This is a genomic window from Pedobacter folensis, assembly GCF_056490665.1.
The window spans coordinates 999,284-1,019,857 of the sequence record NZ_JBWJIF010000003.1; the positions used below are offsets into that span (position 1 = coordinate 999,284).

General features: G+C 38.9%; 22 protein-coding genes. 12 read left to right on the plus strand and 10 right to left on the minus strand.

The window, feature by feature from the left end; all coding sequences use genetic code 11:
* Positions 1-2: 2 nt before the first annotated feature.
* The 3 genes from AC04QZ_RS18905 to AC04QZ_RS18915 form a co-directional block, all read right to left on the minus strand.
* Positions 3-1,274: a TolC family protein gene (locus AC04QZ_RS18905; RefSeq protein WP_478359024.1), complete on the minus strand. Its 1,272-nt coding sequence runs from the start codon at positions 1,272-1,274 to the stop codon at positions 3-5.
* A 178-nt stretch (positions 1,275-1,452) separates the two neighbouring features.
* On the minus strand, positions 1,453-2,805 hold the full coding sequence (locus AC04QZ_RS18910) for a sensor histidine kinase (protein WP_478359025.1): 1,353 nt from the start codon (positions 2,803-2,805) through the stop codon (positions 1,453-1,455).
* Positions 2,805-3,482 (minus strand): response regulator transcription factor, encoded by a 678-nt coding sequence (locus tag AC04QZ_RS18915; RefSeq protein ID WP_086545458.1) that lies wholly within the window; start codon positions 3,480-3,482, stop codon positions 2,805-2,807. The genes AC04QZ_RS18910 and AC04QZ_RS18915 overlap by 1 nt, the downstream gene beginning before the upstream one ends.
* A gap of 109 nt (positions 3,483-3,591) precedes the next feature.
* Between AC04QZ_RS18915 and AC04QZ_RS18920 the strand changes: the two genes are divergently transcribed.
* Positions 3,592-4,221 (plus strand): DNA-3-methyladenine glycosylase family protein, encoded by a 630-nt coding sequence (locus AC04QZ_RS18920; RefSeq protein ID WP_086545459.1) that lies wholly within the window; start codon positions 3,592-3,594, stop codon positions 4,219-4,221.
* Between the two features lie 158 nt (positions 4,222-4,379).
* Here the strand turns inward: AC04QZ_RS18920 and AC04QZ_RS18925 are convergent, their stop codons facing one another.
* The 3 genes from AC04QZ_RS18925 to fucP all read right to left on the minus strand — a co-directional run bounded on the left by AC04QZ_RS18925 (position 4,380) and on the right by fucP (position 8,450).
* Positions 4,380-5,162 (minus strand): L-fucose dehydrogenase, encoded by a 783-nt coding sequence (locus AC04QZ_RS18925; RefSeq protein ID WP_086545460.1) that lies wholly within the window; start codon positions 5,160-5,162, stop codon positions 4,380-4,382.
* Positions 5,163-5,419: 257 nt separating this feature from the next.
* Positions 5,420-7,057, minus strand: a complete 1,638-nt coding sequence (locus AC04QZ_RS18930) for a UxaA family hydrolase (protein WP_478359026.1) — start codon at positions 7,055-7,057, stop codon at positions 5,420-5,422.
* 82 nt (positions 7,058-7,139) lie between these two features.
* A complete protein-coding gene (gene fucP / locus AC04QZ_RS18935) occupies positions 7,140-8,450 on the minus strand; it encodes an L-fucose:H+ symporter permease (protein WP_478359027.1) in 1,311 nt (436 codons plus the stop codon).
* A gap of 327 nt (positions 8,451-8,777) precedes the next feature.
* Here fucP and AC04QZ_RS18940 point away from each other — a divergent pair, with 327 nt between their 5' ends.
* A complete protein-coding gene (locus AC04QZ_RS18940; RefSeq protein WP_478359028.1) occupies positions 8,778-9,647 on the plus strand; it encodes an AraC family transcriptional regulator in 870 nt (289 codons plus the stop codon).
* A gap of 203 nt (positions 9,648-9,850) precedes the next feature.
* On the opposite strand, the gene AC04QZ_RS18945 is transcribed toward AC04QZ_RS18940, so the two are convergent.
* Positions 9,851-10,810, minus strand: coding sequence for a GlxA family transcriptional regulator (locus AC04QZ_RS18945; protein WP_086549268.1), 960 nt, complete (start codon positions 10,808-10,810; stop codon positions 9,851-9,853).
* A 134-nt stretch (positions 10,811-10,944) separates the two neighbouring features.
* Here AC04QZ_RS18945 and AC04QZ_RS18950 point away from each other — a divergent pair, with 134 nt between their 5' ends.
* The 9 genes from AC04QZ_RS18950 (at position 10,945) to AC04QZ_RS18990 (ending at position 16,354) form a co-directional block, all read left to right on the plus strand.
* Positions 10,945-11,439 (plus strand): DinB family protein, encoded by a 495-nt coding sequence (locus AC04QZ_RS18950; RefSeq protein WP_478359029.1) that lies wholly within the window; start codon positions 10,945-10,947, stop codon positions 11,437-11,439.
* Between the two features lie 3 nt (positions 11,440-11,442).
* Complete coding sequence (locus AC04QZ_RS18955; RefSeq protein WP_086545466.1) at positions 11,443-11,949, plus strand: DinB family protein; 507 nt, start codon at positions 11,443-11,445, stop codon at positions 11,947-11,949.
* A gap of 15 nt (positions 11,950-11,964) precedes the next feature.
* Entirely contained in the window at positions 11,965-12,384 is a 420-nt protein-coding gene (locus tag AC04QZ_RS18960) for a hypothetical protein (RefSeq protein WP_478359030.1), read from the plus strand.
* On the plus strand, positions 12,374-12,763 hold the full coding sequence (locus tag AC04QZ_RS18965) for a DUF1801 domain-containing protein (protein WP_478359031.1): 390 nt from the start codon (positions 12,374-12,376) through the stop codon (positions 12,761-12,763). Before AC04QZ_RS18960 ends, AC04QZ_RS18965 begins: the two co-directional genes overlap by 11 nt.
* Before the next feature lie 29 nt (positions 12,764-12,792).
* Positions 12,793-13,212 (plus strand): VOC family protein, encoded by a 420-nt coding sequence (locus tag AC04QZ_RS18970; RefSeq protein WP_478359032.1) that lies wholly within the window; start codon positions 12,793-12,795, stop codon positions 13,210-13,212.
* 241 nt (positions 13,213-13,453) lie between these two features.
* Positions 13,454-13,831: a DoxX family membrane protein gene (locus tag AC04QZ_RS18975; protein ID WP_478359033.1), complete on the plus strand. Its 378-nt coding sequence runs from the start codon at positions 13,454-13,456 to the stop codon at positions 13,829-13,831.
* A gap of 99 nt (positions 13,832-13,930) precedes the next feature.
* Positions 13,931-14,362 (plus strand): DUF2147 domain-containing protein, encoded by a 432-nt coding sequence (locus AC04QZ_RS18980; RefSeq protein WP_086545470.1) that lies wholly within the window; start codon positions 13,931-13,933, stop codon positions 14,360-14,362.
* Positions 14,363-14,369: 7 nt separating this feature from the next.
* Positions 14,370-15,389 (plus strand): WD40/YVTN/BNR-like repeat-containing protein, encoded by a 1,020-nt coding sequence (locus tag AC04QZ_RS18985; protein ID WP_478359034.1) that lies wholly within the window; start codon positions 14,370-14,372, stop codon positions 15,387-15,389.
* A gap of 149 nt (positions 15,390-15,538) precedes the next feature.
* Positions 15,539-16,354, plus strand: coding sequence for a TerC family protein (locus AC04QZ_RS18990; protein ID WP_478359035.1), 816 nt, complete (start codon positions 15,539-15,541; stop codon positions 16,352-16,354).
* A gap of 575 nt (positions 16,355-16,929) precedes the next feature.
* On the opposite strand, the gene AC04QZ_RS18995 is transcribed toward AC04QZ_RS18990, so the two are convergent.
* The 3 genes from AC04QZ_RS18995 to AC04QZ_RS19005 form a co-directional block, all read right to left on the minus strand.
* Positions 16,930-17,793, minus strand: a complete 864-nt coding sequence (locus AC04QZ_RS18995) for a dienelactone hydrolase family protein (protein WP_086545473.1) — start codon at positions 17,791-17,793, stop codon at positions 16,930-16,932.
* Between the two features lie 62 nt (positions 17,794-17,855).
* On the minus strand, positions 17,856-18,857 hold the full coding sequence (locus AC04QZ_RS19000) for a phosphotransferase (RefSeq protein WP_478359036.1): 1,002 nt from the start codon (positions 18,855-18,857) through the stop codon (positions 17,856-17,858).
* Positions 18,857-19,609, minus strand: coding sequence for a TlpA family protein disulfide reductase (locus AC04QZ_RS19005; RefSeq protein WP_478359037.1), 753 nt, complete (start codon positions 19,607-19,609; stop codon positions 18,857-18,859). The genes AC04QZ_RS19000 and AC04QZ_RS19005 overlap by 1 nt, the downstream gene beginning before the upstream one ends.
* A gap of 106 nt (positions 19,610-19,715) precedes the next feature.
* On the opposite strand from AC04QZ_RS19005, the gene AC04QZ_RS19010 reads away from it, so the two are divergent.
* Positions 19,716-20,309, plus strand: coding sequence for a 2OG-Fe(II) oxygenase (locus tag AC04QZ_RS19010; RefSeq protein WP_086545476.1), 594 nt, complete (start codon positions 19,716-19,718; stop codon positions 20,307-20,309).
* Positions 20,310-20,574 lie beyond the last annotated feature (265 nt).

Consider the following 20,574-nt stretch of genomic DNA (forward strand, 5'->3'; position numbering starts at 1 on the left):
ATTTATTTAAAAATATTAGAACCGGTTACATAATTGAGCTCAGCACGGGTGCTCATTCTTTCGAATTGGAGTTTATTCAATTGTAGCGTATTTTCTTTGTAGGCATCATAGAGGTCTAAAAATTCGATCAGGCTGATGTTCCTTGCTTTGAAATTTTTAATGAGGGCAGAAATGAGTATATTAAAATCGGTACTAAAGGCAGGATCGATCTCTTGGTACAATTTTTCGTTGCGTAAAGCGGTTTTGTAGCTGTTAAATACTTCATTCTCGAGTAGGGCTTCCTGTTTTTTGATGTTCAAATCGGCTGCAGCTATACCAACTTGGGCTTTTTTAATTTCACCCTGGTTTCTGGAGAAAAGTGGAATGGGAATTTTGATGCCCAAACCTGTATATTTTTCAGGATAATTACCTTTTAAATCATAACTAAGGCCGATTTCTATATCGGGAATGGCCATAGCCTTTTGCAGTTTTAAATTCCGCATGTTGTAAAGGAGCTCGGTTTTGGCTAATTTAAGGTCGGCGCGGTTGGCTCTTGCAGAATCTAATAAGGAACTGTAAGGGATTTTATCGAGCAATCCGCTCTTAAAATCTTCTTGATCTACAATTAAAGAAAGTGAAATATTGGCATCCAAACCACAGAGTAGCTTAAGGTCTTTGTAATGATCTTCCAGGTCGTTCAGTAAGCCCGCCTGTTCGGCTTTAAGATTGATTAACAGTGATTTAATTCTGATGACATCTTTTGCGGCAATATTGCCCATTTTTAACTGGATATTATAAGCTTTTAATAATTGATCGGTAGAGCTGATCTGTTCCTGATACAGTTTAACTGATTGTGCGGAGAAATAGGTTTTATAAAACGTGTTGACCAGTTCGAATTTTAATGTTCGCATCAGATCGAAATATTCATATTCGGCTAGCTTAACTCCGGTTTGGGCCAGTTTGATGTTTTTATTGCGTTTGCCAGCAAGTTTGAATAGCTGCGAAATAGAAGCCGCGTATTGTCCGTAAGCATAAGAGGTTTGCAGGAATTTCTTTGTTTCGTGGTTGTAAAACAGATTTTCGTATTCAAGGGTAGGATTATCAAAGAGTTTGGCGGTAATAATTTCGGCCTTTGCCTGATCGATCTCGTAATTACCGGCCAGGAGATCATAATTGTGTTTTAAAAAAAGGCTTTCTGTTTTACTAAGGGTTAAGCTTAGCGTATCTTTTTGTGCAAAAGTTGCTCCAGGCCTGATCGCCAAAAAGAAAATGAGCAACGTACATATTATTCTCATATGGCAAAGCTATCCTTGCCGAATTAAAGGGAGATTAAACGGAAATTAAAAGGGAATTAAAGTTGGGACGCTAATCGTCCTGCTGAATTTATTTCAGCATCTATTCTGTCGCTAAGACCCTGAAATGAATTCAGGGTAACGATCGAGTTGTAAATTAGAATGAAGTAATAAATAGCTACTAAAGCTTTGTCAATCTCACCGTAAAAGTGCAACCTCCTTTTTCAAGATTTGTGGTAGTTATTTCACCTTTTAGCAGATCGATAATTTTTTGAGCCATATAAAGTCCCATTCCTTCGCCATGACGACCAAAATCTTTTGCCCGCGTATAAAAGGGTTTGAAAATATTTTCCTGTTCCTCAGTAGCGATACCTGTTCCATTGTCCGTAATGTGAATGAGAAAGTCATTTTCAGCTGCTTCAACAACAACGCTTACCTGTTGATTGTCAGAAAATTTAAAAGCATTTGAAATGATATTATCCAAGACAATTTGTAATAGTACAGCATTGGCCAATATTTCAGGTTTTGGATCAATGGGATTTTGATAGGTAATTTTAAGGTCAAGGTTTTTCTGCGCTTTCCACTCAGATTGTATTTTGAGAAGCAGGTGGTCTAACCTGATTGGAATAAGTTGAGAATTGATCAGTTCCAGGTCCATTTTTGCAAGAGCGAGCAATCCGGTAATGATGTGTTCCATTTTCTCGGCATCTTCGAGCATAGAAGCAATTACCTTTTCATAAGCTGTATGGTCTCTTTCTTTGGATAAAGCCAATTCAGCATTCATCATGATCCGCGTTACGGGTGTGCGAAGTTCGTGAGAGGCATTGGCCACAAAGGTTTTCTGTAAAATAAAAGCCTGTTCCAGTTCTTCCATTAAATGATTGAAGCTTTTGGCAATCAGGTTGATTTCATCTTTATTGTGCTTTTCTTCTACCCTGAACTCCATGTTCTGCGAGCCCGCCTGTTTTACTTCCTGCATAAACTTTTGTAGGGGTTTTAGCATATTTTGTGCAATCCACCGGCTCAACAATAGCACGATGAGGGAAATTAGAATGAAGATGAAAATCATGATCTTCAATAACTTATCGAGCCTATTGTGCGAGCCTTGATCATCTGCTGAAGCCAGGATTACAAAGTCGCCCTGATTATCTTTGTAATAAATGCCAACTACCTGCCGCTGGCCATCAGTATATTTTAAACGGCCTTTTTTGCGAACTTCATCGATAGTAGAATTAGTCCAGTATTGAGCAGAATCGCCAATAAAGGTGGCCCTGTTTTTATTATCGTAAATGCGGGTAACTTCGCCGTTTAACTTTTGCAGGTATTTATGGCGCACATTGTTCAACGCATCCCGACTAATTTCGTCGGCTTCGAGGTAAAGTTTAGCCGTAACCATGGTACGGTCGGTTAGGCGCTCGAAAAAATCTGCTTCCAAAAATTTCATGAAAGTAAAATACACAGTACAAAGTACGGCAAACAGCAACGAGGTGCTGATCAGTGTAAAATATAATGCTATGCGATCCTTTATTTTCATTATTTCAGGATATAACCCATATTGATTTTGGTGTGGATGAGTTTCCGTTCAAAACCTTTTTCGATCTTTTTTCGTAAGAAATTGATATACACATCAATTACATTGGTTCCGGTTTCGAAACTGATGTCCCAAACTTGCTCTGCTATAAATTGCCGCGAGAGTAAACGGTTGGGATTGTGCATAAACAGTTCGAGCAGCACAAATTCTTTGGCGCTAAGTTCAATGGTTTTTCCTCCACGGCTTACTTCTTTGCTGTAAGTATTGAGCACTAGGTCTTCGAAATATAATTTATGATCAGTTTGAGCGGTAACAATAGGTTGTCTGCGTAAAAGTGCAGCAACTCTTGCCAGGAGTTCTTTCAGGTGGAAAGGTTTTACCAGATAATCATCAGCCCCAGCTCCCAGGCCTGTAACCTTATCATCAATAGCACCCAAAGCGGTAAGCATCAAAATCGGTGTTTGCACGGCATTTCCACGGATGTGTTTACAAAGCTGAATGCCGTTAAGCCGCGGCATCATTACATCGATAATGAACAGGTTAAAGCTTTCGCCCAAGAAAAGCTCCAGTGCATCAATACCGTTGGCTACAGTAAACACCTGGTAATCGTTTTCTTCGAGTGCCGATTTTAAGAGTTCAGCAATTTTAGGGTCGTCTTCAGCTATTCCAATCTTTAGCATCCGACAAAAGTAACCATCTCATCTTAAAATGGGATTAAAATGGTTAATTTGTTGATTGTATTATATTTGAATATACAAAATTGATCCGTTCCAATCAACATCCATAAAAATGTTCGAAACTTTTGATCAGACCAACTTCCACCAGCTTTGTAATTTAGTAGGCAGCAGCGATGCAGATTTACAACCCATCTTGGATAAATATGGATACCCACCTTTCTGGTCGAGACCGAATACTTTCGAATCACTTATACATATTATCCTGGAACAACAGGTTTCTTTGGCATCAGCATTGGCTGCCTTAAATAAGCTGAAAGAAAAGATAGGAGAAGTTGTGCCTGAACGCTTATTTTTGCTTACCGATCAGGAATTAAGAGATTGTTATTTCAGTCGGCAAAAAACGATTTATGTTCGTCATTTGGCCGAAAGCCTGATCAGTGGAACATTGTCTTTAAGCAAAATGGAAACAATGGACGATGTAACTATTAGAAACCAGCTTAAAAGCATTAAAGGTATCGGCGATTGGACGGTAGATATTTACCTGATTTTTACTTTGCACCATACCGATGTTTTTCCGATCGGTGATTTGGCTGCGGTTAACTCATTAAAGAAAGTAAAAGGCTTGGAAGCAGGGCTTAGTAAAGAAGAAATATTGGCAGTAGCTGATCAATTTAAACCTCACCGAACCATTGCTACAATGTTGTTATGGCATGCTTATCTGGAAGAAAGGAAAAAGAAATAGCTTAGTTAAGCGCGTTACGTCATTCCCAACCCGATAGCTATCGGGTTGATTGGGAACCACAGTGTGCTCATGAAGATAATCTTAATGCCAAATACTAGTGCTTTAAGATTACCCGCCTGCGCGGGAATGACGCGTCGTGATGAATTGAGTATAAATATTTACAACAAAGCCCTATCCAGGTGTACGTAACCACCATCTACATGGATCAGTTGCCCTGTAGTATGACTGGATTTATCTGATAATAAGAATACCGCCATGCTGGCAATCTCATCCACACTGGTCATTCTGTTTTCAAAAGGGATTTTATCGGTAATGTTCTTTAGTTTTTCATCACGGTCTTCAAAAGAGTTAATCCATTTCTCGTATAACGGAGTCCAGGCTTCGGCCACAATAATGGCATTAACACGGATGCTAAATGGCAACAATTCTACTGCCCACTCGCGGGTTAAGGCATTTCTGGCACCGTTAGATGCGGCATAACCAGATGTTCCACCTTGTCCGGTTTCTGCAGTTTTGCTACCAATATTTAAAATCGAACCCTTACTTTGTTTAAGTGCAGGCAGGGCATGTTTGGCTAAAAGGTAATAATGTACCACATTTTTATGTAGCGATTCCATAAAACCTTCATAAGTGCCATTTTCAAGGCCAACACCATCGTTAACTCCAGCATTGTTCACTAAGCCATCTATTCTGCCATATTTTGCCAATATTGCATCAACAATGGTTTTGCAGCTTTCAGGTGCGGTAAGCTCTGCCGTAAAATAATCTGCTTTTAAGCCTAAATCTGTTATTTCCTGAAGCATTTTCAGGTTATCATTTTCGTTACGGCCAATAATGATGGGGAAAGCATTTTCAATGGCCAAAGCTTTCACAATTGCTGCACCAATGCCTTTGGCGCCACCGCTCACCAGGATTATTTTGCCGTCTAAATTTAAATTCATATTTGGTTAATATTTTGTTGTTATAACTGCTGAGCGCAAAGCGTTTACGTTGAAAGCATTACGAGGTTGTATCATAAATGTAGATTTGTCATCCTGAGCTTGTCGAAGGACCTGTTTAAACTCTTTTAAGTTGTTTCGACTACTTGTCCCGATTTTTCGGGAAGCTCAACATGACAGCATCTGACCTGAATTGCCTGTATGATGCTAGCTCGAATTTAGCTCAGGACATACATCTTCCCTCGCCCATCTTCCATGAATTAAAGGCTTACGCCTCTTTTCCAGGGGATAAAATCATCCTGATTAAGTTGTACCGCTTTAGGGATCTCCTCGCCGCTGGCCACTTTAATACAGTATTCCAATATATCTTCACCCATTTCGTTAATGGTTTTTTCGCCACTGATTACAGCGCCTGTGTCGATATCGATAATATCACTCATGCGTTTCGCCAGGATGGAATTGGTTGCGACTTTAATGGTGGGGCAAACCGGATTTCCGGTTGGTGTACCCAAACCGGTGGTGAATAAAATTAAGGTGGCACCGGCAGCCGCTTTACCTGTAGTTGCTTCCACGTCATTCCCTGGTGTACAAACCAAACTTAAGCCTGGTTTAGTGGCAGGTTCGGTATAATCTAAAACATCGACAATAGGCGCAGAGCCTGCTTTACGTGCAGCACCTGCCGACTTAATCGCATCGGTAATTAAACCGTCTTTAATGTTGCCTGGTGAAGGATTCATGTAAAAACCAGAACCCACTTTATGCGCCAAATCATCATATTCCGTCATTAAGCGGATAAATTTTTCGGCGGTTGGCTGATCCACAGACCTGTCAATCATTTCTTGTTCTACGCCACAAAGTTCGGGAAACTCGGCCAGTAAGACCTTGGCGCCTAAGGCCACCAATAAATCGGCACAATAACCAACAGATGGATTGGCTGAAATGCCGCTAAAACCATCGCTACCGCCACATTTTACACCCACACACATTTTGCTTAACGGTGCTGCTGCGCGCGCTTGTTTATTAATGAACATCAATCCTTCAAAAGTACTGCGGATAGAATTTTGGATTAATTCTTCTTCGCTTTGTGCTTTTTGCTGCTCGAAAATTAAAAGTGGTTTATCAAAATCAGGATCAAGTGCAAACAAGTCGCGTTTAAAATCTTCTACCTGCAAATGCTGACAACCTAAACTCAAAACTGTAATACCGGCCACATTGGGGTGATGGGCATAAGCTGCCAATAATTTGCTCAGCGTATCCGAATCCTGACGTGTTCCGCCACAGCCACCATTATGTGTGAGGAATTTAATCCCATCTACATTTTTAAAGGTACGGCTGGCTTTATCTACTTTAGGCTCGAAACTAATGTTATGGATATCTTCTCCATTCTCGTAGGCCTGAACCAGTTTGTGGGTGTAAGATTTATATTTATCATCTACTGCATAACCCAGCTCACTATAAAGCGATTCTTTAATGATATCGAGATTTCTGTTTTCGCAAAATACAGTCGGGATAAACAACCAATAGTTTGCGGTACCCACTTCGCCGTTTTTACGGTGATAACCATTAAAACTGCGGCCGGCATATTTACTTACATCAGGTGCTTCCCATTTATAATTAACATTCCGATAAGCAAATGGCTCTGCTGCATGTTTGGTATTCTCCACATTCATCCGCATACCCGCTTTTACATCAAACTGTACCTTTCCAACCAAAACGCCATACATCATTACCTCATCGCCTGCTTTCATATCCTGCATAAAAAATTTATGCTTGGCAGGGATTTCATCAACAGTAACGTAGGTATTTCCTTCATGCACTATTTCGGTGTTTTTAGGTAAATCTTGTAACGCAACCAAAACGTTATCTACATGGTTAATCTTGATGACTAATTTTTTCATCTATTTATAATCTGTTTTTATCGGTTATGAAGCCGTGATGATTTTATATTCGTTTTGAAAAATCATGATGGCTCATTGTATATTATACTTCTAAACTAAGTTCTTTTTCAATGTGATTGGGTTTCCATCCTTTCCAGCCGAAGTAGAAAACCACTAAAAAACATACAAAAGGCACTAAATACCCATATTGTATATTGTGGGTTGCATCTGATATCAAACCCAATACCGGCGGTAAAAAAGCACCACCAACAATTGACATTACAATTAACGACGAACCCAGTTTTGTATCCTTGCCCAAACCTGCTATACCCAATGAGAATATGGTTGGGAACATGATCGACATAAAGAAAGAGACGCCGATTAAAGCATAAACGGTAATCATGCCGCTTGCAAAAATAGATACGAGGGTAAGTACAGCACTGATTAATGCGTAAAGCATTAATAATTTATGGGCAGCTACGTATCTCATGAAGAACGTACCAGCGAATCTGCCAACCATAAAAGCCAGGCCTGCCGCACCAGCATACCATTTTGCTGCATCCTGACTGATACCAGCCGATGAGGTGACAAAACTGATAAATAAACTTAATACACAAACCTGTGCACCTACATAAAAGAACTGCCCAATAATGGCCCAGCGTAAATGGCTATGGCCTAATACATGTGCAAAACTGCTTTTTTCCTGAGCATTTTCTTCTTCCTTAATATCGGGTAGCTTGGTGAAAATAAACAGGATGGCTACCACAATAATCAGGATGCCTAAGATTAAATAAGGTGCTTTTACCGTCGATGCTTCTTCGAGCATATAAGCCTGTTTTTCTAAAGGCAACATTTTCGCCAATTGGGCATCGGTATATTTTACTTCTGTAAAAATAAATTTACCACCGAGTACGGGGGCTAAGAAAGCCGCTAAACCGTTAAATGACTGAGAAAAGTTTAATCGTTGGGTAGCGGTTTCCGGTGGGCCTAACACGGTAACATAAGGATTTGCGGCTGTTTCTAAAAAGGTTAAACCACAGGCGATAATAAAAAGTGCCCCTAAGAAAAATATATACTGGGCGGTATTGGCTGCGGGTATAAATAATAAACAGCCGATGGCGAATAAAACAAGGCCCAATATAATACCGCTTTTATAGCCGTACTTGCGCATAATATAGCCTGCAGGCAGTGCCAGTAAAAAATAAGCGATAAATACAGATGAATCGACCAGGGTAGATTCGAAAACGTTTAACTGGAAAGCTTTGCGTAAATGCGGAATTAATACCGGATCGAGGTTATGGACAAAGCCCCAGAAGAAAAACAGGCTGGTGACCAAAATTAATGGGAATAAGTATCCCTTGCCATTTTTTGGCGTATCGGATACCTGAAAATTTGTTGATGGTGTGTGGCTCATATGATGTTTGGTTATAAATGGTTAAGCAGGTTCTGCCAAGATAAAAATAGTTAAACTTCTGGCTCCGTGGGCACAATGATCAATTTAAACCAGGTTTTTCCAGCAATTCTAAGCTTGCAAAGGCAACTTTAGGATACAACTGGTCTATATTATAAGGAATAAATAATCCAACTTTCATAAAATGTTTTTAGTGAGTTGTTGCTTTACAAATTAAGCCGTTAAGCGTTAATAAAAATTTAACTTTATTACCTAATTATTAAATGATATTGGCTCAATTTTTTACATTGCAAAATAATTTTGCATATTAGATTGATTTTTTAAGATTTTATGAAACCGCATTTACTTAATGTATCTACTAATTCGGTAGATTCTTTTAGCGCTCGAAGAGATGTTATGCCCGATATAAACAACCGCTGGCATTACCACTCTGCATTAGAATTAATCTACGTTAAAAAAGGCAGAGGAACGCAGTTTATTGGCGATAGCATTAAAAATTTTAAGGACGGTGATGTTGTTTTACTGGGAAGCAATTTGCCCCATTACTGGCGTTTTGACCCCGAATTTTTTGATGAAAAAGCTGGTGAACCGGTAGATGTTTATGCGATTCATTTTAAAGAGGATTTTTTAGGCAAGGATTTTCTCGAGCTTCCCGAAAATCAGGAAATCAAAAAAGTTTTGCTGCAATCGCGACAGGGCATTCAGCTGCAAGGAATTTCAAAAGAGCGGATTGCCAGTTTAATGCCGCAGATTATTGAGGCTACAGGTACGATGAGGATTATAAAAATACTCGAAGTATTAACTGAAATAGCCAATTGTGAAGAAAAAAACATATTGGTTTCGTTAGGATTTAAACCAAACTTTTTGGAGAACGAAAAAGACAGGATCCAGTCTATTTATAACTATACCATCAGCAATTACAAAAATAAAATAGAACTAAAGGAAATTGCTGCGGTAGCTAAAATTAGCCCCAATTCGTTCTGTAAATTCTTTAAAACTAAAAGCAGAAAAACGTATACGCAGTTTCTGAACGAGATTAGGGTAGGGCAGGCCTGTAAATTATTGATCGAAAATGATCTTACGGTAAAAGAAATCTGCTACGACTGTGGGTTTTATAATTTTACCAGTTTTCATAAATATTTTAGAGAAATAACCGGCAAAACGCCATTAAAATACCAGCAGGCTTTTTCTAAGCAATAGTGTTTTTTGATGTTTGGTGCAGATCAAACCATTCATAGCCCCGATTGCACGAAAAGCCCGGAGCGAAGGATGAGTGAGGACTTGGAGTAAAAGCGGGACAGCCATTTACCAAGAACCACAGGCTTTGCGCTTCAAAAAAATAAACAGCCAGTCTGAAATATGGTATCTATTGAATAACGCATTGGAACCCTCGGTTTTTAAATTTATCTGGCCTGAAATTTATCTCTATACTGCGTTGGCGTCATGCCGACTGATTTTCTGAACACTTTTCTAAATGCTTTTGGATCGTTATAGCCGGAATTGTAAATCACCTCTGTCATTTGCTGCGCCGTTTGCTCTAATAACTTTTTAGCGGCTTCGATACGGGTTTGCTGAAGATACTCGATAGGGGTAATGCCGATGACCTGTTTAAAGCGACGCACAATATTTCTTCTACTGGAAGGAATATCTTTAATCATCTCTTCAATAGTGGCCACATCCTGGTAATTATTTTCAATTTTTTCTTGCGCAGAGGCAACGATATCGTCATTGTGGTGACGGATAGGCTGGAAGGTGCTAAAATACGATTGGTTTACGCGGTCCATATCGATCGCAAAAATCTTGGCTACCTTAACGGCCATGTCTTTTCCGCAATGAAGCTGTAAAAGATGCAGCAATAAATGAAAGGTAGAGGTGGCACCACCACTAGTAAATAATTTGCCGTCCTGTGTTACCGTTTTATCAGCCTTTAAATGAACCAAAGGGAATGCGAGAGAAAAAGCAGAGCAGGCATCAACATGTGTGGTGGCCGCTTTGCCATCCAACAGTCCCGATGCGGCAAGTAAAAATGCTCCGGTACAAAAGGTCGCAATTTCGGCCCCTGCTGCATGCTGTTTATTTAACCACGGGATATAACCCCTGTTGGCCCCAATGCAGTCTTTAATATCATTGGTTGCAAATGATGGAACTAAAATCAGTTCAAACTGCCCGGTTTTTTGCAAAGGCACGCAAGGATGCGTACTAAAATTATAATTTTTATCGTCGAGGGTAATTAAACTAATGTTAAATGGCGTTTCAAGGGCATCTTTTCTGTAAAAACCATTAACTGTATCAAATACGTCTAAAATAGCCGCTATGCTTAATAATCTGAAATTTTGGGGCAGTAAAACACCTACTTGTATCATTTGGTTAAAAATTAAGGTATCGTAAATATATAAAAATTGTCTGAAATGCCCCTTAAGATTGACTTTTACGGCAAGGGTGTTCATCTGAATTAAGCCCTAACTTTATTCAAGTTAATTACCTAACTAATAACGATATGAAAACCACACCAACGAGTAGCAGAATGTATGGCTTTATTGTGCTTTACGAAATGCAGACAGATTTTTTATTAAGGGCTTTGGATGGCATAGACCAAAAGGATGCCCAAAAAAGATTAGATACTAAAGCAAACCATATTGCATGGATTACAGGGAGTGTGGTACATGGTCGCTATTTTTTAGCTAAATCATTTGGAATCGATCTCCCCTCTATAACCGACGAACTTTTTGAAAACAATAAAGGCATTATTGATGATGCCACTTATCCATCGTTAGAAGATTTGATAAAAGACTGGACAGCAATTTCGCCAAAGCTGCAGGAAGCTTTAACCCAGGCTACCGATGAGAAGCTGGAAGAGAAACTCAGTATCCCCGGAATGGAAATAACATTGTTTGAAATGATCAGTTTTAGCAGCTACCGCGAAGCGAACTGTATCGGACAGATTGCCTTATGGCGGAGGTTATTGGGATACCCTGGAATGAATTACATGTAAGTTATGGAAAAGATAATAAAGGAAGCTAACGAAACTTTGTCGGCATTAGAAAACACGTTATCAAAATTTGATACCGCACAAATTAATGTGGTACCTTTTGAAGGAAGCTGGACGGCAGGCCAGTTGGCCGAACATATGATATTGTCGAATTCGGGGTTTCTGGAAGTGATAAATGGTCCGGTAACCGAAACAGATAAGCCAGCCGATTTGATGGTAGCGCAGATAAGAAATGATTTTTTGAATTTCAATGTTAAGTTTAATTCACCTGAAGAGATTTATCCTGAAGATAAAACCTATCATCAGTATGCATTATTAGAAAGTTTGAAACAGATCAGGGATGGGATTTCAACTGCTATAGCGGGCCTTGATTTAACTAAAACCTGCAGCGCCTTTGAGTTGCCCGGTTATGGTTTTCTAACCCGTTTAGAGGCTGTTTATTTTGTAATTTATCATACACAACGACACGTACACCAATTAAAAAATATTTACAACGAGCTGGATAGCAATTGATTTTTAACTAAATTTATGAGAAACAACAGGCTTAATCTGCTAAATCCCTATATCGGTAAATGGAAAACAGAAGGTTTAACAAAATCGGGTGATGTCATTATCGGAACAGATACCTATGAATGGGTTGACGGCGGTTTTTTCTTAACACACCAGGTAGATGTGATGTTCGGTGATAAAAAGATCCGATCGTTAGAAATTACACATTATGATGATATGGAAGATGTTTTTAGGTCGCAATCGTTCGATAATGAAGGTAATATTGCCATATCAACCCTTAAAATTTACGATGATATCATTTTAATATTTGCCGATACGGAAAGATTTAAAGGAAATTTCAAAGCCAATACCATTGAAGGGACATGGGAACAGTTTGATGGTAAAAACTGGGTGCCATGGATGGATATTAAATTAACGAAACTTGCACATGAGGAGTAAGGAGCAGATGCCGAAAGCAGATCAGGTTAATGATTACATGGAAAAACTTGAGCATCCTTTTAAGCAGGAAATCGAGCGGTTACGGCATATCATCCTGAATGCAAATCCTAAACTGCAGGAAAGGATTAAATGGAATTCACCAAGTTTTTATTATATAAAAGATCTGGCTGCTTTTAACCTTCGGGCAAACGGATATGTACAGATCATTTTTATTTTTTACGATGGAAAAATGATCGAAGATTCATCGTTATTGCAGGGGAATTGGAAGGATAGGCGCGAGGCAAGGTTTTACAGCATGATAGATATTGAAGAGAAACAGGTTGCGCTGGAGCAGTTTGTAAATAACTGGATTAAACTAATCGAAATAAATAATAATTAACCATCCCGAAGGGGAAAAACAACAAAACAATGGCTACACTTAACACCTATTTAAATTTTAATGGTAACACCGAAGAAGCATTTAACTTTTATAAATCTGTTTTTGGAGGCGATTTTCTCGTACTGCAACGCTTTAAAGATTCACCGGGATGCGAAGGCATGGTGGTAGGCGATCAGAACAAAATTATGCATGTCGCCTTGCCGATTGGCGGCAACATACTGATGGGGACCGATATTACCGACCCAATGCCTGCATCTACTTTTGGTACCGGAATCTCACTATCAGTTGATGCGGGAAGCGAAGAAGAGGCACACACCCTTTTTAACAGTCTATCTGCAGGTGGAACAGTAACAATGGCTTTGGAAAAAATGTTCTGGGGCGCACTATTTGGTATGGCTACCGATAAATTTGGTATTCAATGGATGGTGAATTACGATTATAATAAATAATCGGAAGTGAGGGAACGGGGGGGGGGGAGTCTTGAGTCCTGAGTCTGTAGTTTTGGATTGGTGGCTAATGGTCAATGGCTTATAAACTTTGGCTATTGACCAATGAACTAATAACCAATGAACTAATAACCAATAAACCAATGAACTATTGACTAATGAACTAATAACCAATGCCCAATGACTATTGAACTATAAGTAACTTTTATTATTTTTAAATATAGAAACCCAAAATTAAACCACTATGAAAATTGCAGTTATTATTGTACGCGTGCTTTTAGCCGCCATGTATCTTTTTGCTTCTGTGAGCTATTTTCTTAATATAATGCCGAAAGCTCCGGAAATGACCGCGGCACAAACGAGTTTTATGACCGGCTTGATGGCCTCCGTGTATCTTTTTCCATTGATTAAAATAACCGAACTGGTGGGAGGTATACTATTGCTTATTGGCCGTACAGCACCTTTAGCTGCGCTGGTACTTTTCCCGGTTACCTTAAATATTTTTCTTTACCATGCATTTTTAGGTCCGAAAGAATTACCGATGGTTGCAGTAATGCTCCTGTTTAATTTATTCTTATTTTATGCTTACCGGGCTAAGTATTTACCAATCGTTTCGAAGTAAATTTTATAGTTTTTAACATTCTCATACTTTTTCTCTTTATTTAGTGTTTTGATATAAGGTGTAATTATTATCTTTAAAAACTAACTAGAAATAAAAAATATGAGGAAGTTACCATTTTTAATGTTGCTTTTTGTTGCGGTATCGTTTTCTGCATTTGCGCAGAACAAAGATGCTATTGTGGGCAAATGGCTTAATCCTTCAGGAGAAGGGCAAATAGAAATCTATAAAAAAGGCGATAAATATTATGGAAAATTAGCCTGGATGAAGGAACCAAATTTAAATGGTAAACCTAAATTAGATGCGAAAAACCCTGACGAAAAGCTACAGAAGCGCGCTTTATTGAACCTGGAAATACTGAAAGATTTTGTTTACGATGATGGTAAGTGGACGGATGGAACGATTTACGATCCGAAAAGCGGTAAAACATACAGCTGTAACCTGTCTTTAAAAAGTAACGATGTGTTAAACGTTCGTGGTTATGTTGGTATTTCTCTTTTAGGCCGGTCAGAGACTTTTAGACGAGTAAAATAATTTATAAATGAAGAAAATTTTATGGTGCCTTTTAGTGGCACCTTTTTTTTGCGCTGCGCAATCGTATTCCATTAAACCATTGAATGAAAATACCAAAACCAGTTTACGTGGGTTAAGTGTGGTATCAGACCAGGTTACCTGGGTAAGTGGTAGTAATGGATCGGTAGGAAAAACTACTGATGGTGGTAAAACCTGGAAATGGTTAAAACCAAAAGGTTACGAGAAAATCGATTTCAGGGATATCGAAGCTTTCGACGATAAGCAGGCCATTATTGTGGGGATTGCCTCTCCGGCATATGTTTTGAAAACCACAGATGGTGGCGAAACCTGGACAGAAAGCTATAAAAATGTAGATTCGGCCATATTTTTGGATGGGCTAAGTTTCTGGGATAAAAATAAAGGACTCATTTTTGGCGATCCCATAAATGATAAAATGCAGTTGCTCAAAACTGTAGATGCCGGTAAAAGCTGGCAGGATATCTCTGCAAACCTCAAAACTAACTTAAGCAAAGGCGAAGCCAGTTTTGCGGCCAGTGGTACAACCATTAAAACATTACCTGGTGGCAAAACCTGGATTGCATCGGGTGGAACTGTATCTAACATTTACTTTTCGCCCGATTATGGCCAAACCTGGCAAGTATTTAAATGCCCGATTTTACAGGGCGAGGGGAGTACCGGTCCTTTTTCAATAGATTTTTTTAATGAAAAAACAGGTGTAACGGTTGGGGGTAACTACGTAAAAGATAAAGAAAATTCGAATAATGTTCTTTTAACGAACGACGGCGGGAAAACATGGCAAAAGCCAGCTACGCCGGTTTTAGGCTTCCGGTCGGGCGTAACCTATATTAATGCTAAAACTTTAATCGCTACGGGTACCTCAGGAACAGATATTTCGACAGATGGCGGTCAGAACTGGAAACACATTTCCGATAAAAGCTTTAATGCGGTTCAAAAAGCGAAGAAAGGAAAACAGATTGTGCTGGCTGGAGAAAAAGGTAATGTTTACCAACTGGAGATCAGCAAATAAAATTTCAGACCTGTAAGGTAAAAGTTGTATTGATTAAGTAGCTAATCTGAAAGACGATTTAACTAATAAAAAAGATTGAAGCATTTTGGACTGATAAATTTTGTTTCTTTGCTGGCCAACTGATAATTTAATTAACATACACGCCATCAATGGATTTTTTGCACACGATTTTAGGTGATGATATACAGGCCGGATTACTAATTATTTTAAATTTAATTGTGATCGAAAGTTTGCTTTCGGTTGATAATGCTGCTGTTTTGGCTACCATGGTCATGGATCTGCCAAAATCGCAAAGGGAAAAAGCTTTAAAATATGGTATTATTGGTGCTTATGTTTTTAGAGGTATTTGCTTATTCCTGGCCGCATGGCTGGTAAAAATCTGGTGGTTAAAACCTCTTGGCGGTTTATACCTGCTATACCTGGCTTTCGATTATTTTAGAAAAAAGAATAATAAAGGCAGGGAGGAAGAAGAGGATGTAGACAAAAGCAAAAGCTGGATTTATAAATCTACAGTTGGCTTAATGGGTAATTTTTGGGCAACTGTTGCTTTAGTTGAGATAATGGATCTGGCTTTCTCTATCGATAATGTTTTTGCAGCTGTGGCGTTTACCGATCATATCTGGTTAATTTATATCGGCGTTTTTATCGGGATTTTGGCGATGCGTTTTGTCGCACAGGCATTTGTGAAACTGATGGAGAAATTTACCTTTTTAGAAACGATAGCATTCATCGTTATTGCTGTTTTAGGAATTAAACTTACTTCATCCTTAGTAACACATTTCTATAAAGATTCGCCTGTTTCTCATGTTATTGAAAGTGAAAAAACCGATCTTTTTGTGTCTGTTTTTACAGTGGCAATTTTCATTATACCCGTATTAACATCCTTATTGTTTAACTATCCTAAAAAACACAAAAGCGATAGCATCATTTCGGGCGATGCTGAAAAAGTATTGGATAAATTTTAATCGGATATGTTGAAGGGGGATTTATTTTGGCACTTTTTTGCCACCTGAGATACCTAAGGGCAGCTAAGAAGTATCGCGACGAAATAGAGCAATTGTTGTTGCATAGCGGACGATGACTTGCCTCGGCTTTTCCAGGAAGCAATTTTGTAGCGCAAGGTTAGTTGTTTTTTTTTTGGAAAGCAGTTACAGCACTTTTCGGTGTTGGCAGTCCCGCTTTTTATTCCAAGTCCTCGCTCGTGCCTCGCTGTGGGCTTTGCATTGCAATCGGGTTTAAGGGGCGGCATTAGTGGTACGATTAGGGTATTATTCTACCTGCCTTTGTGAAATAAACCCGACAGAGCGGATAGCCCGCAACGCAGTGAGGACTACAAGCGATGGCGGGGCTACAGCACCTATGAAACACGGAACGGACGTTTTCAAAATAGAGCAATTGTTATTGCATAGCGGAAGATGACTTGCAACGACTTTTTGGCGAAGCCTTTTAAATTTAGTTTAATTGCATCCTTAACAGATTTCTCCGTTCCGCTGCGCTCCAGTCGAAATGACGGACGGACAGACATGGCGGATTTAATTTATTACCTGGTTAATACTGCCAGTTTTTGCTTAAACAGATCAATTGTTCTGCTCCAGGCTAGTTTTGCAGCTGCTTCGTTGTATCTGGTGGGTGAGGTATTGTTGTTAAAAGCATGGTTTACCCCATCGTAGATGTAAACCTTATAATCAATTTTATTCTCTTTTAAAGCCTGCTCATAAGCTGGAATTCCGGCATTGATGCGTTCATCCAAACCTCCGTAATGTAACATTAAACTGGCTTTAATCTTCGGAACATCTGCTACATTGGCCTGTGCGCCATAATAAGCAACAGCGGCCTGCAGTTTAGGATCGTTAACGGCTAATTTATTGGCCATTCCACCGCCCCAGCAAAAGCCAACACAGCCAACTTTACCGTTTCCGTCTTTTCTTTTGCGTAAATAATCCAGGCCCTTTAAATAATTCTGTAAGTTCTTTTCAGGATCTAATTTCCCGATGAGTTCGCGCCCCTTATCTTCGTCTGCCGGTGTTCCGCCAAGCGGCGAGAGTGCATCAACACCAAGGGCTAGGAAACCTTCGGCGGCTACACGTTTAGTAACATCAATAATATGTGGATTCAGACCTCTGTTTTCATGAATAACCAGTACGCAGCCCAAATTCTTTTTGCCTTTTGGTTTAGCCAATACAGCTTTCATTTCACCATCAACACCTGTATAGGTAATGTTTTCAACTTCGATATCATCACTGGTAAAATCTGCCGCGGCCGCATAATTATTTTCCAGCATCGGCAAAATAGTCATGGCCAGTGCAGTGCTGCCCGCCAGGATAGCCAGCTTTCTCATAAAATCTTTTCTGCTTACCTGACTGTGGGTATACTCATCATACAGGTTAATTATTTTCTGATCCATCTTATTGATTTTGAATTACCATACAAGATAAACAAGGATGTCGAGATTTAAGGTAGCATTGCCTAAAAGTTACAATACATTTCTTCCCATTTTTTAATCAGCGTTACACGGTGTTTTGTATATCGGGGGCTTAAAAAAGCATTCGACCAATCATCGTAATTATCATAAAAGAATTTCAAAAAGAAAATATGAAAGGTAATGCCCAGGTAAGGGATGGCTTTTAATTCATCATCAGTTAAGGGGCGCACCTCTTGATAAGCATTTAAAAAGGTATTGAAATCCTTCTCTGCCTGCTCTTTTGTAATCAGGTTATTGAGCTGATGAAAGAAATAATGGTTAAGGAACGACATTAAATCGTTAATCAGATAACCTTCGCCGGCAAAATCGAAGTCGAAGAAGGTAATTTTTCCCTGCTCATCAAAATGGAAATTTTTAGGAAAGAAATCATAGTGGCAATAACCATAACTGAATTTTGAAGTATCGAATGCTTCGAACTTTTTAACTACTTTTTCTGAAATGCAGCGCAAATATTCATATTCTTCCTTCATTTCTGAAAAATGAGGTTCAAGATCTTTTAAGGGTTCAAATAAAGTGCTTTCGAAACTGAATACAGGTCGTGGGTTCCCGAGCTTTATCGAAGCAGTAGTTTGATGCAGTTTGGCCATGTCATGTCCCAATTGGATGAGCTGTGTATCTTCCAGGTCTAAAATCACTTTTCCTTCAGCAAAAGAAAACAATACGCCGTTTCTAACACCCTCTATGGCATTAAATTGCTGGATCTGTTTTCCTTCCACATCTGTAATTGGCCAGGAAACCGAATTTCCATTTGCTTTTAGAATGTTGAGCAACTCTACTTCAGCTTCAATTTCGTTGCGTTTACGGTGTGCATCGCGGTAAATTTTGAAGATATATTTCTGATGCGGATTTTCCAGGATATAAGTATCACTCACATTTCGGATGAGTAACCGGCATGTTGTGGACGGATTCAACTGATATGCTGTAATTAAATAATCTTTTAATGCCGCGGCTGATAAAGTGGAATATTGGGCTGGGAAAATGTTCATTATTGTTGTAAAACAGCTTTTATAGCATTTTTTAATCCGGGAATGGTAATTTGAGAACTTCCGGCAATGGCATACCTTATAACATGGTTTTTATCGGTGACAATATACGATGGATAACTTTTTATTTGATAGGCATCGGCAATGGCGCGCCCCGAACTAATTAATTCTGCATATAACAAAGGTTTTTCTTTTAGTTTAGCTGCAGCAATTTTCTGCTCATCAGTGGTAATTGCCAGCACTAATAAATCCTTTGTGTTATCTACTTGCTTCAGAAAGGTACCAATATCTGCAAAATCTTCTGTACATGGAGGGCAGTTTGCATACCAGAATACCAAAACAATGGCTTTATTTTCGAGCTTTTCTTTTTCATAAAATGCAGTTAAGGGAGAAACATCCAGTGTTTTGCCCTCAGCGATAGCAGAATTATTGATTTTCATGAATTCTTTTATCATTTCATACCTTTTGAATTGTTCTTCCTGAGAGATTTTCTTTAAAAAGGCTTTAGTGGTTGGCAGAGATGGATTTCCGTCATAGTTAATCGAATATTCTCCCGTATTCATCACCTTGCTATATTGATAATAGCGTAGTGCTTTCCCCGTTTCATCATATACAACTCTGTTGGTATCGAGTTTGCTATGTGCTATTGAGGTAGATACTTTAATTATTTTTTTTTGAACAGATTTTGACGTGTCCTGGGCAAAAATCAAGGCACAGGAACAAATTGATAGTAAGAGCGTAAATAGATATTTCATAAGATTTGACTTTTGTAGGCAATTTAACAATTAGTTTTAAGATTAGCCATTAATTAAGACTACCTTACCGCCCTTAGGCGAGCTGTTTTAAGATTAATTTAATCTGTTGGAGAAAATATTTGATTGCCTTATTGATAGTTTTATCGAGGATAAAGTAGGGATAGCCGAGAACTTTTTAAGTGTTTCGCTAGCGGCACACCTTAAAGATAACCTGATCGGGTTATTCGAAAACAAAAAACTTTTAAATGCTGGTGTGGGTAACGATGTGGTAGTGAATCAGGATAAGCTGATCAGGAGCGATGTGATTTACTGGCTGGATCGAAAACACGAAAACCAGTACGAAAATGATTTCTTCGACCTGATGGACGAATTTGTTGCCTACTTAAACCGGACCTGTTATACGGGCATTACCGGCTACGAGTTTCATTACACACTTTACGAATCGGGTACGTTTTATAAAAAACATATCGATCAGTTTCAGCACAACGGAAGCCGGCAATATTCGATGATTATGTATTTAAATGCCGGTTGGAAAATGGAAGATGGGGGAGAGTTGCGCATTTATCATGTTGATGAGGAACAGGATATACCACCCAATAACGGCAAAAGTGTTTTCTTTAAAAGTTCTGATCTGGCACATGAAGTGTTGCTTACCCATAAACAACGAATGAGTATTACAGGCTGGTTAAAGATTGGATAAATCTTTATTGGATAGGTATTGAATGCTGATAAAAGCGATCATGTTGAGTTGGTAGATTAAAAAGGAATTGCAAATACAAGGGATTCTTATTCAAAGGTGCGTCCTGCTGAACTTGTTTCAGCATCTATTTTAAAAATCATTATTGATAAGACCCTGAAACAAGTTCAGGGTGACGACCCTTTCCATAGATTCCAGGTTTCATTACACTCCGCTCGAAATGACGAAACGATCAGAGAATGGGCCATTTAGCTATCGGACAATAAAA

Bases quoted from the DNA above. Each gene is read 5' to 3' on its own strand.
- AC04QZ_RS18905 (WP_478359024.1), bottom strand. From the start codon at position 1,274: ATGAGAATAATATGTACGTTGCTCATTTTCTTTTTGGCGATCAGGCCT.
- AC04QZ_RS18910 (WP_478359025.1), bottom strand. From the start codon at position 2,805: ATGAAAATAAAGGATCGCATAGCATTATATTTTACACTGATCAGCACC.
- AC04QZ_RS18915 (WP_086545458.1), bottom strand. From the start codon at position 3,482: ATGCTAAAGATTGGAATAGCTGAAGACGACCCTAAAATTGCTGAACTC.
- AC04QZ_RS18920 (WP_086545459.1), top strand. From the start codon at position 3,592: ATGTTCGAAACTTTTGATCAGACCAACTTCCACCAGCTTTGTAATTTA.
- AC04QZ_RS18925 (WP_086545460.1), bottom strand. From the start codon at position 5,162: ATGAATTTAAATTTAGACGGCAAAATAATCCTGGTGAGCGGTGGCGCC.
- AC04QZ_RS18930 (WP_478359026.1), bottom strand. From the start codon at position 7,057: ATGAAAAAATTAGTCATCAAGATTAACCATGTAGATAACGTTTTGGTT.
- fucP (WP_478359027.1), bottom strand. From the start codon at position 8,450: ATGAGCCACACACCATCAACAAATTTTCAGGTATCCGATACGCCAAAA.
- AC04QZ_RS18940 (WP_478359028.1), top strand. From the start codon at position 8,778: ATGAAACCGCATTTACTTAATGTATCTACTAATTCGGTAGATTCTTTT.
- AC04QZ_RS18945 (WP_086549268.1), bottom strand. From the start codon at position 10,810: ATGATACAAGTAGGTGTTTTACTGCCCCAAAATTTCAGATTATTAAGC.
- AC04QZ_RS18950 (WP_478359029.1), top strand. From the start codon at position 10,945: ATGAAAACCACACCAACGAGTAGCAGAATGTATGGCTTTATTGTGCTT.
- AC04QZ_RS18955 (WP_086545466.1), top strand. From the start codon at position 11,443: ATGGAAAAGATAATAAAGGAAGCTAACGAAACTTTGTCGGCATTAGAA.
- AC04QZ_RS18960 (WP_478359030.1), top strand. From the start codon at position 11,965: ATGAGAAACAACAGGCTTAATCTGCTAAATCCCTATATCGGTAAATGG.
- AC04QZ_RS18965 (WP_478359031.1), top strand. From the start codon at position 12,374: ATGAGGAGTAAGGAGCAGATGCCGAAAGCAGATCAGGTTAATGATTAC.
- AC04QZ_RS18970 (WP_478359032.1), top strand. From the start codon at position 12,793: ATGGCTACACTTAACACCTATTTAAATTTTAATGGTAACACCGAAGAA.
- AC04QZ_RS18975 (WP_478359033.1), top strand. From the start codon at position 13,454: ATGAAAATTGCAGTTATTATTGTACGCGTGCTTTTAGCCGCCATGTAT.
- AC04QZ_RS18980 (WP_086545470.1), top strand. From the start codon at position 13,931: ATGAGGAAGTTACCATTTTTAATGTTGCTTTTTGTTGCGGTATCGTTT.
- AC04QZ_RS18985 (WP_478359034.1), top strand. From the start codon at position 14,370: ATGAAGAAAATTTTATGGTGCCTTTTAGTGGCACCTTTTTTTTGCGCT.
- AC04QZ_RS18990 (WP_478359035.1), top strand. From the start codon at position 15,539: ATGGATTTTTTGCACACGATTTTAGGTGATGATATACAGGCCGGATTA.
- AC04QZ_RS18995 (WP_086545473.1), bottom strand. From the start codon at position 17,793: ATGGATCAGAAAATAATTAACCTGTATGATGAGTATACCCACAGTCAG.
- AC04QZ_RS19000 (WP_478359036.1), bottom strand. From the start codon at position 18,857: ATGAACATTTTCCCAGCCCAATATTCCACTTTATCAGCCGCGGCATTA.
- AC04QZ_RS19005 (WP_478359037.1), bottom strand. From the start codon at position 19,609: ATGAAATATCTATTTACGCTCTTACTATCAATTTGTTCCTGTGCCTTG.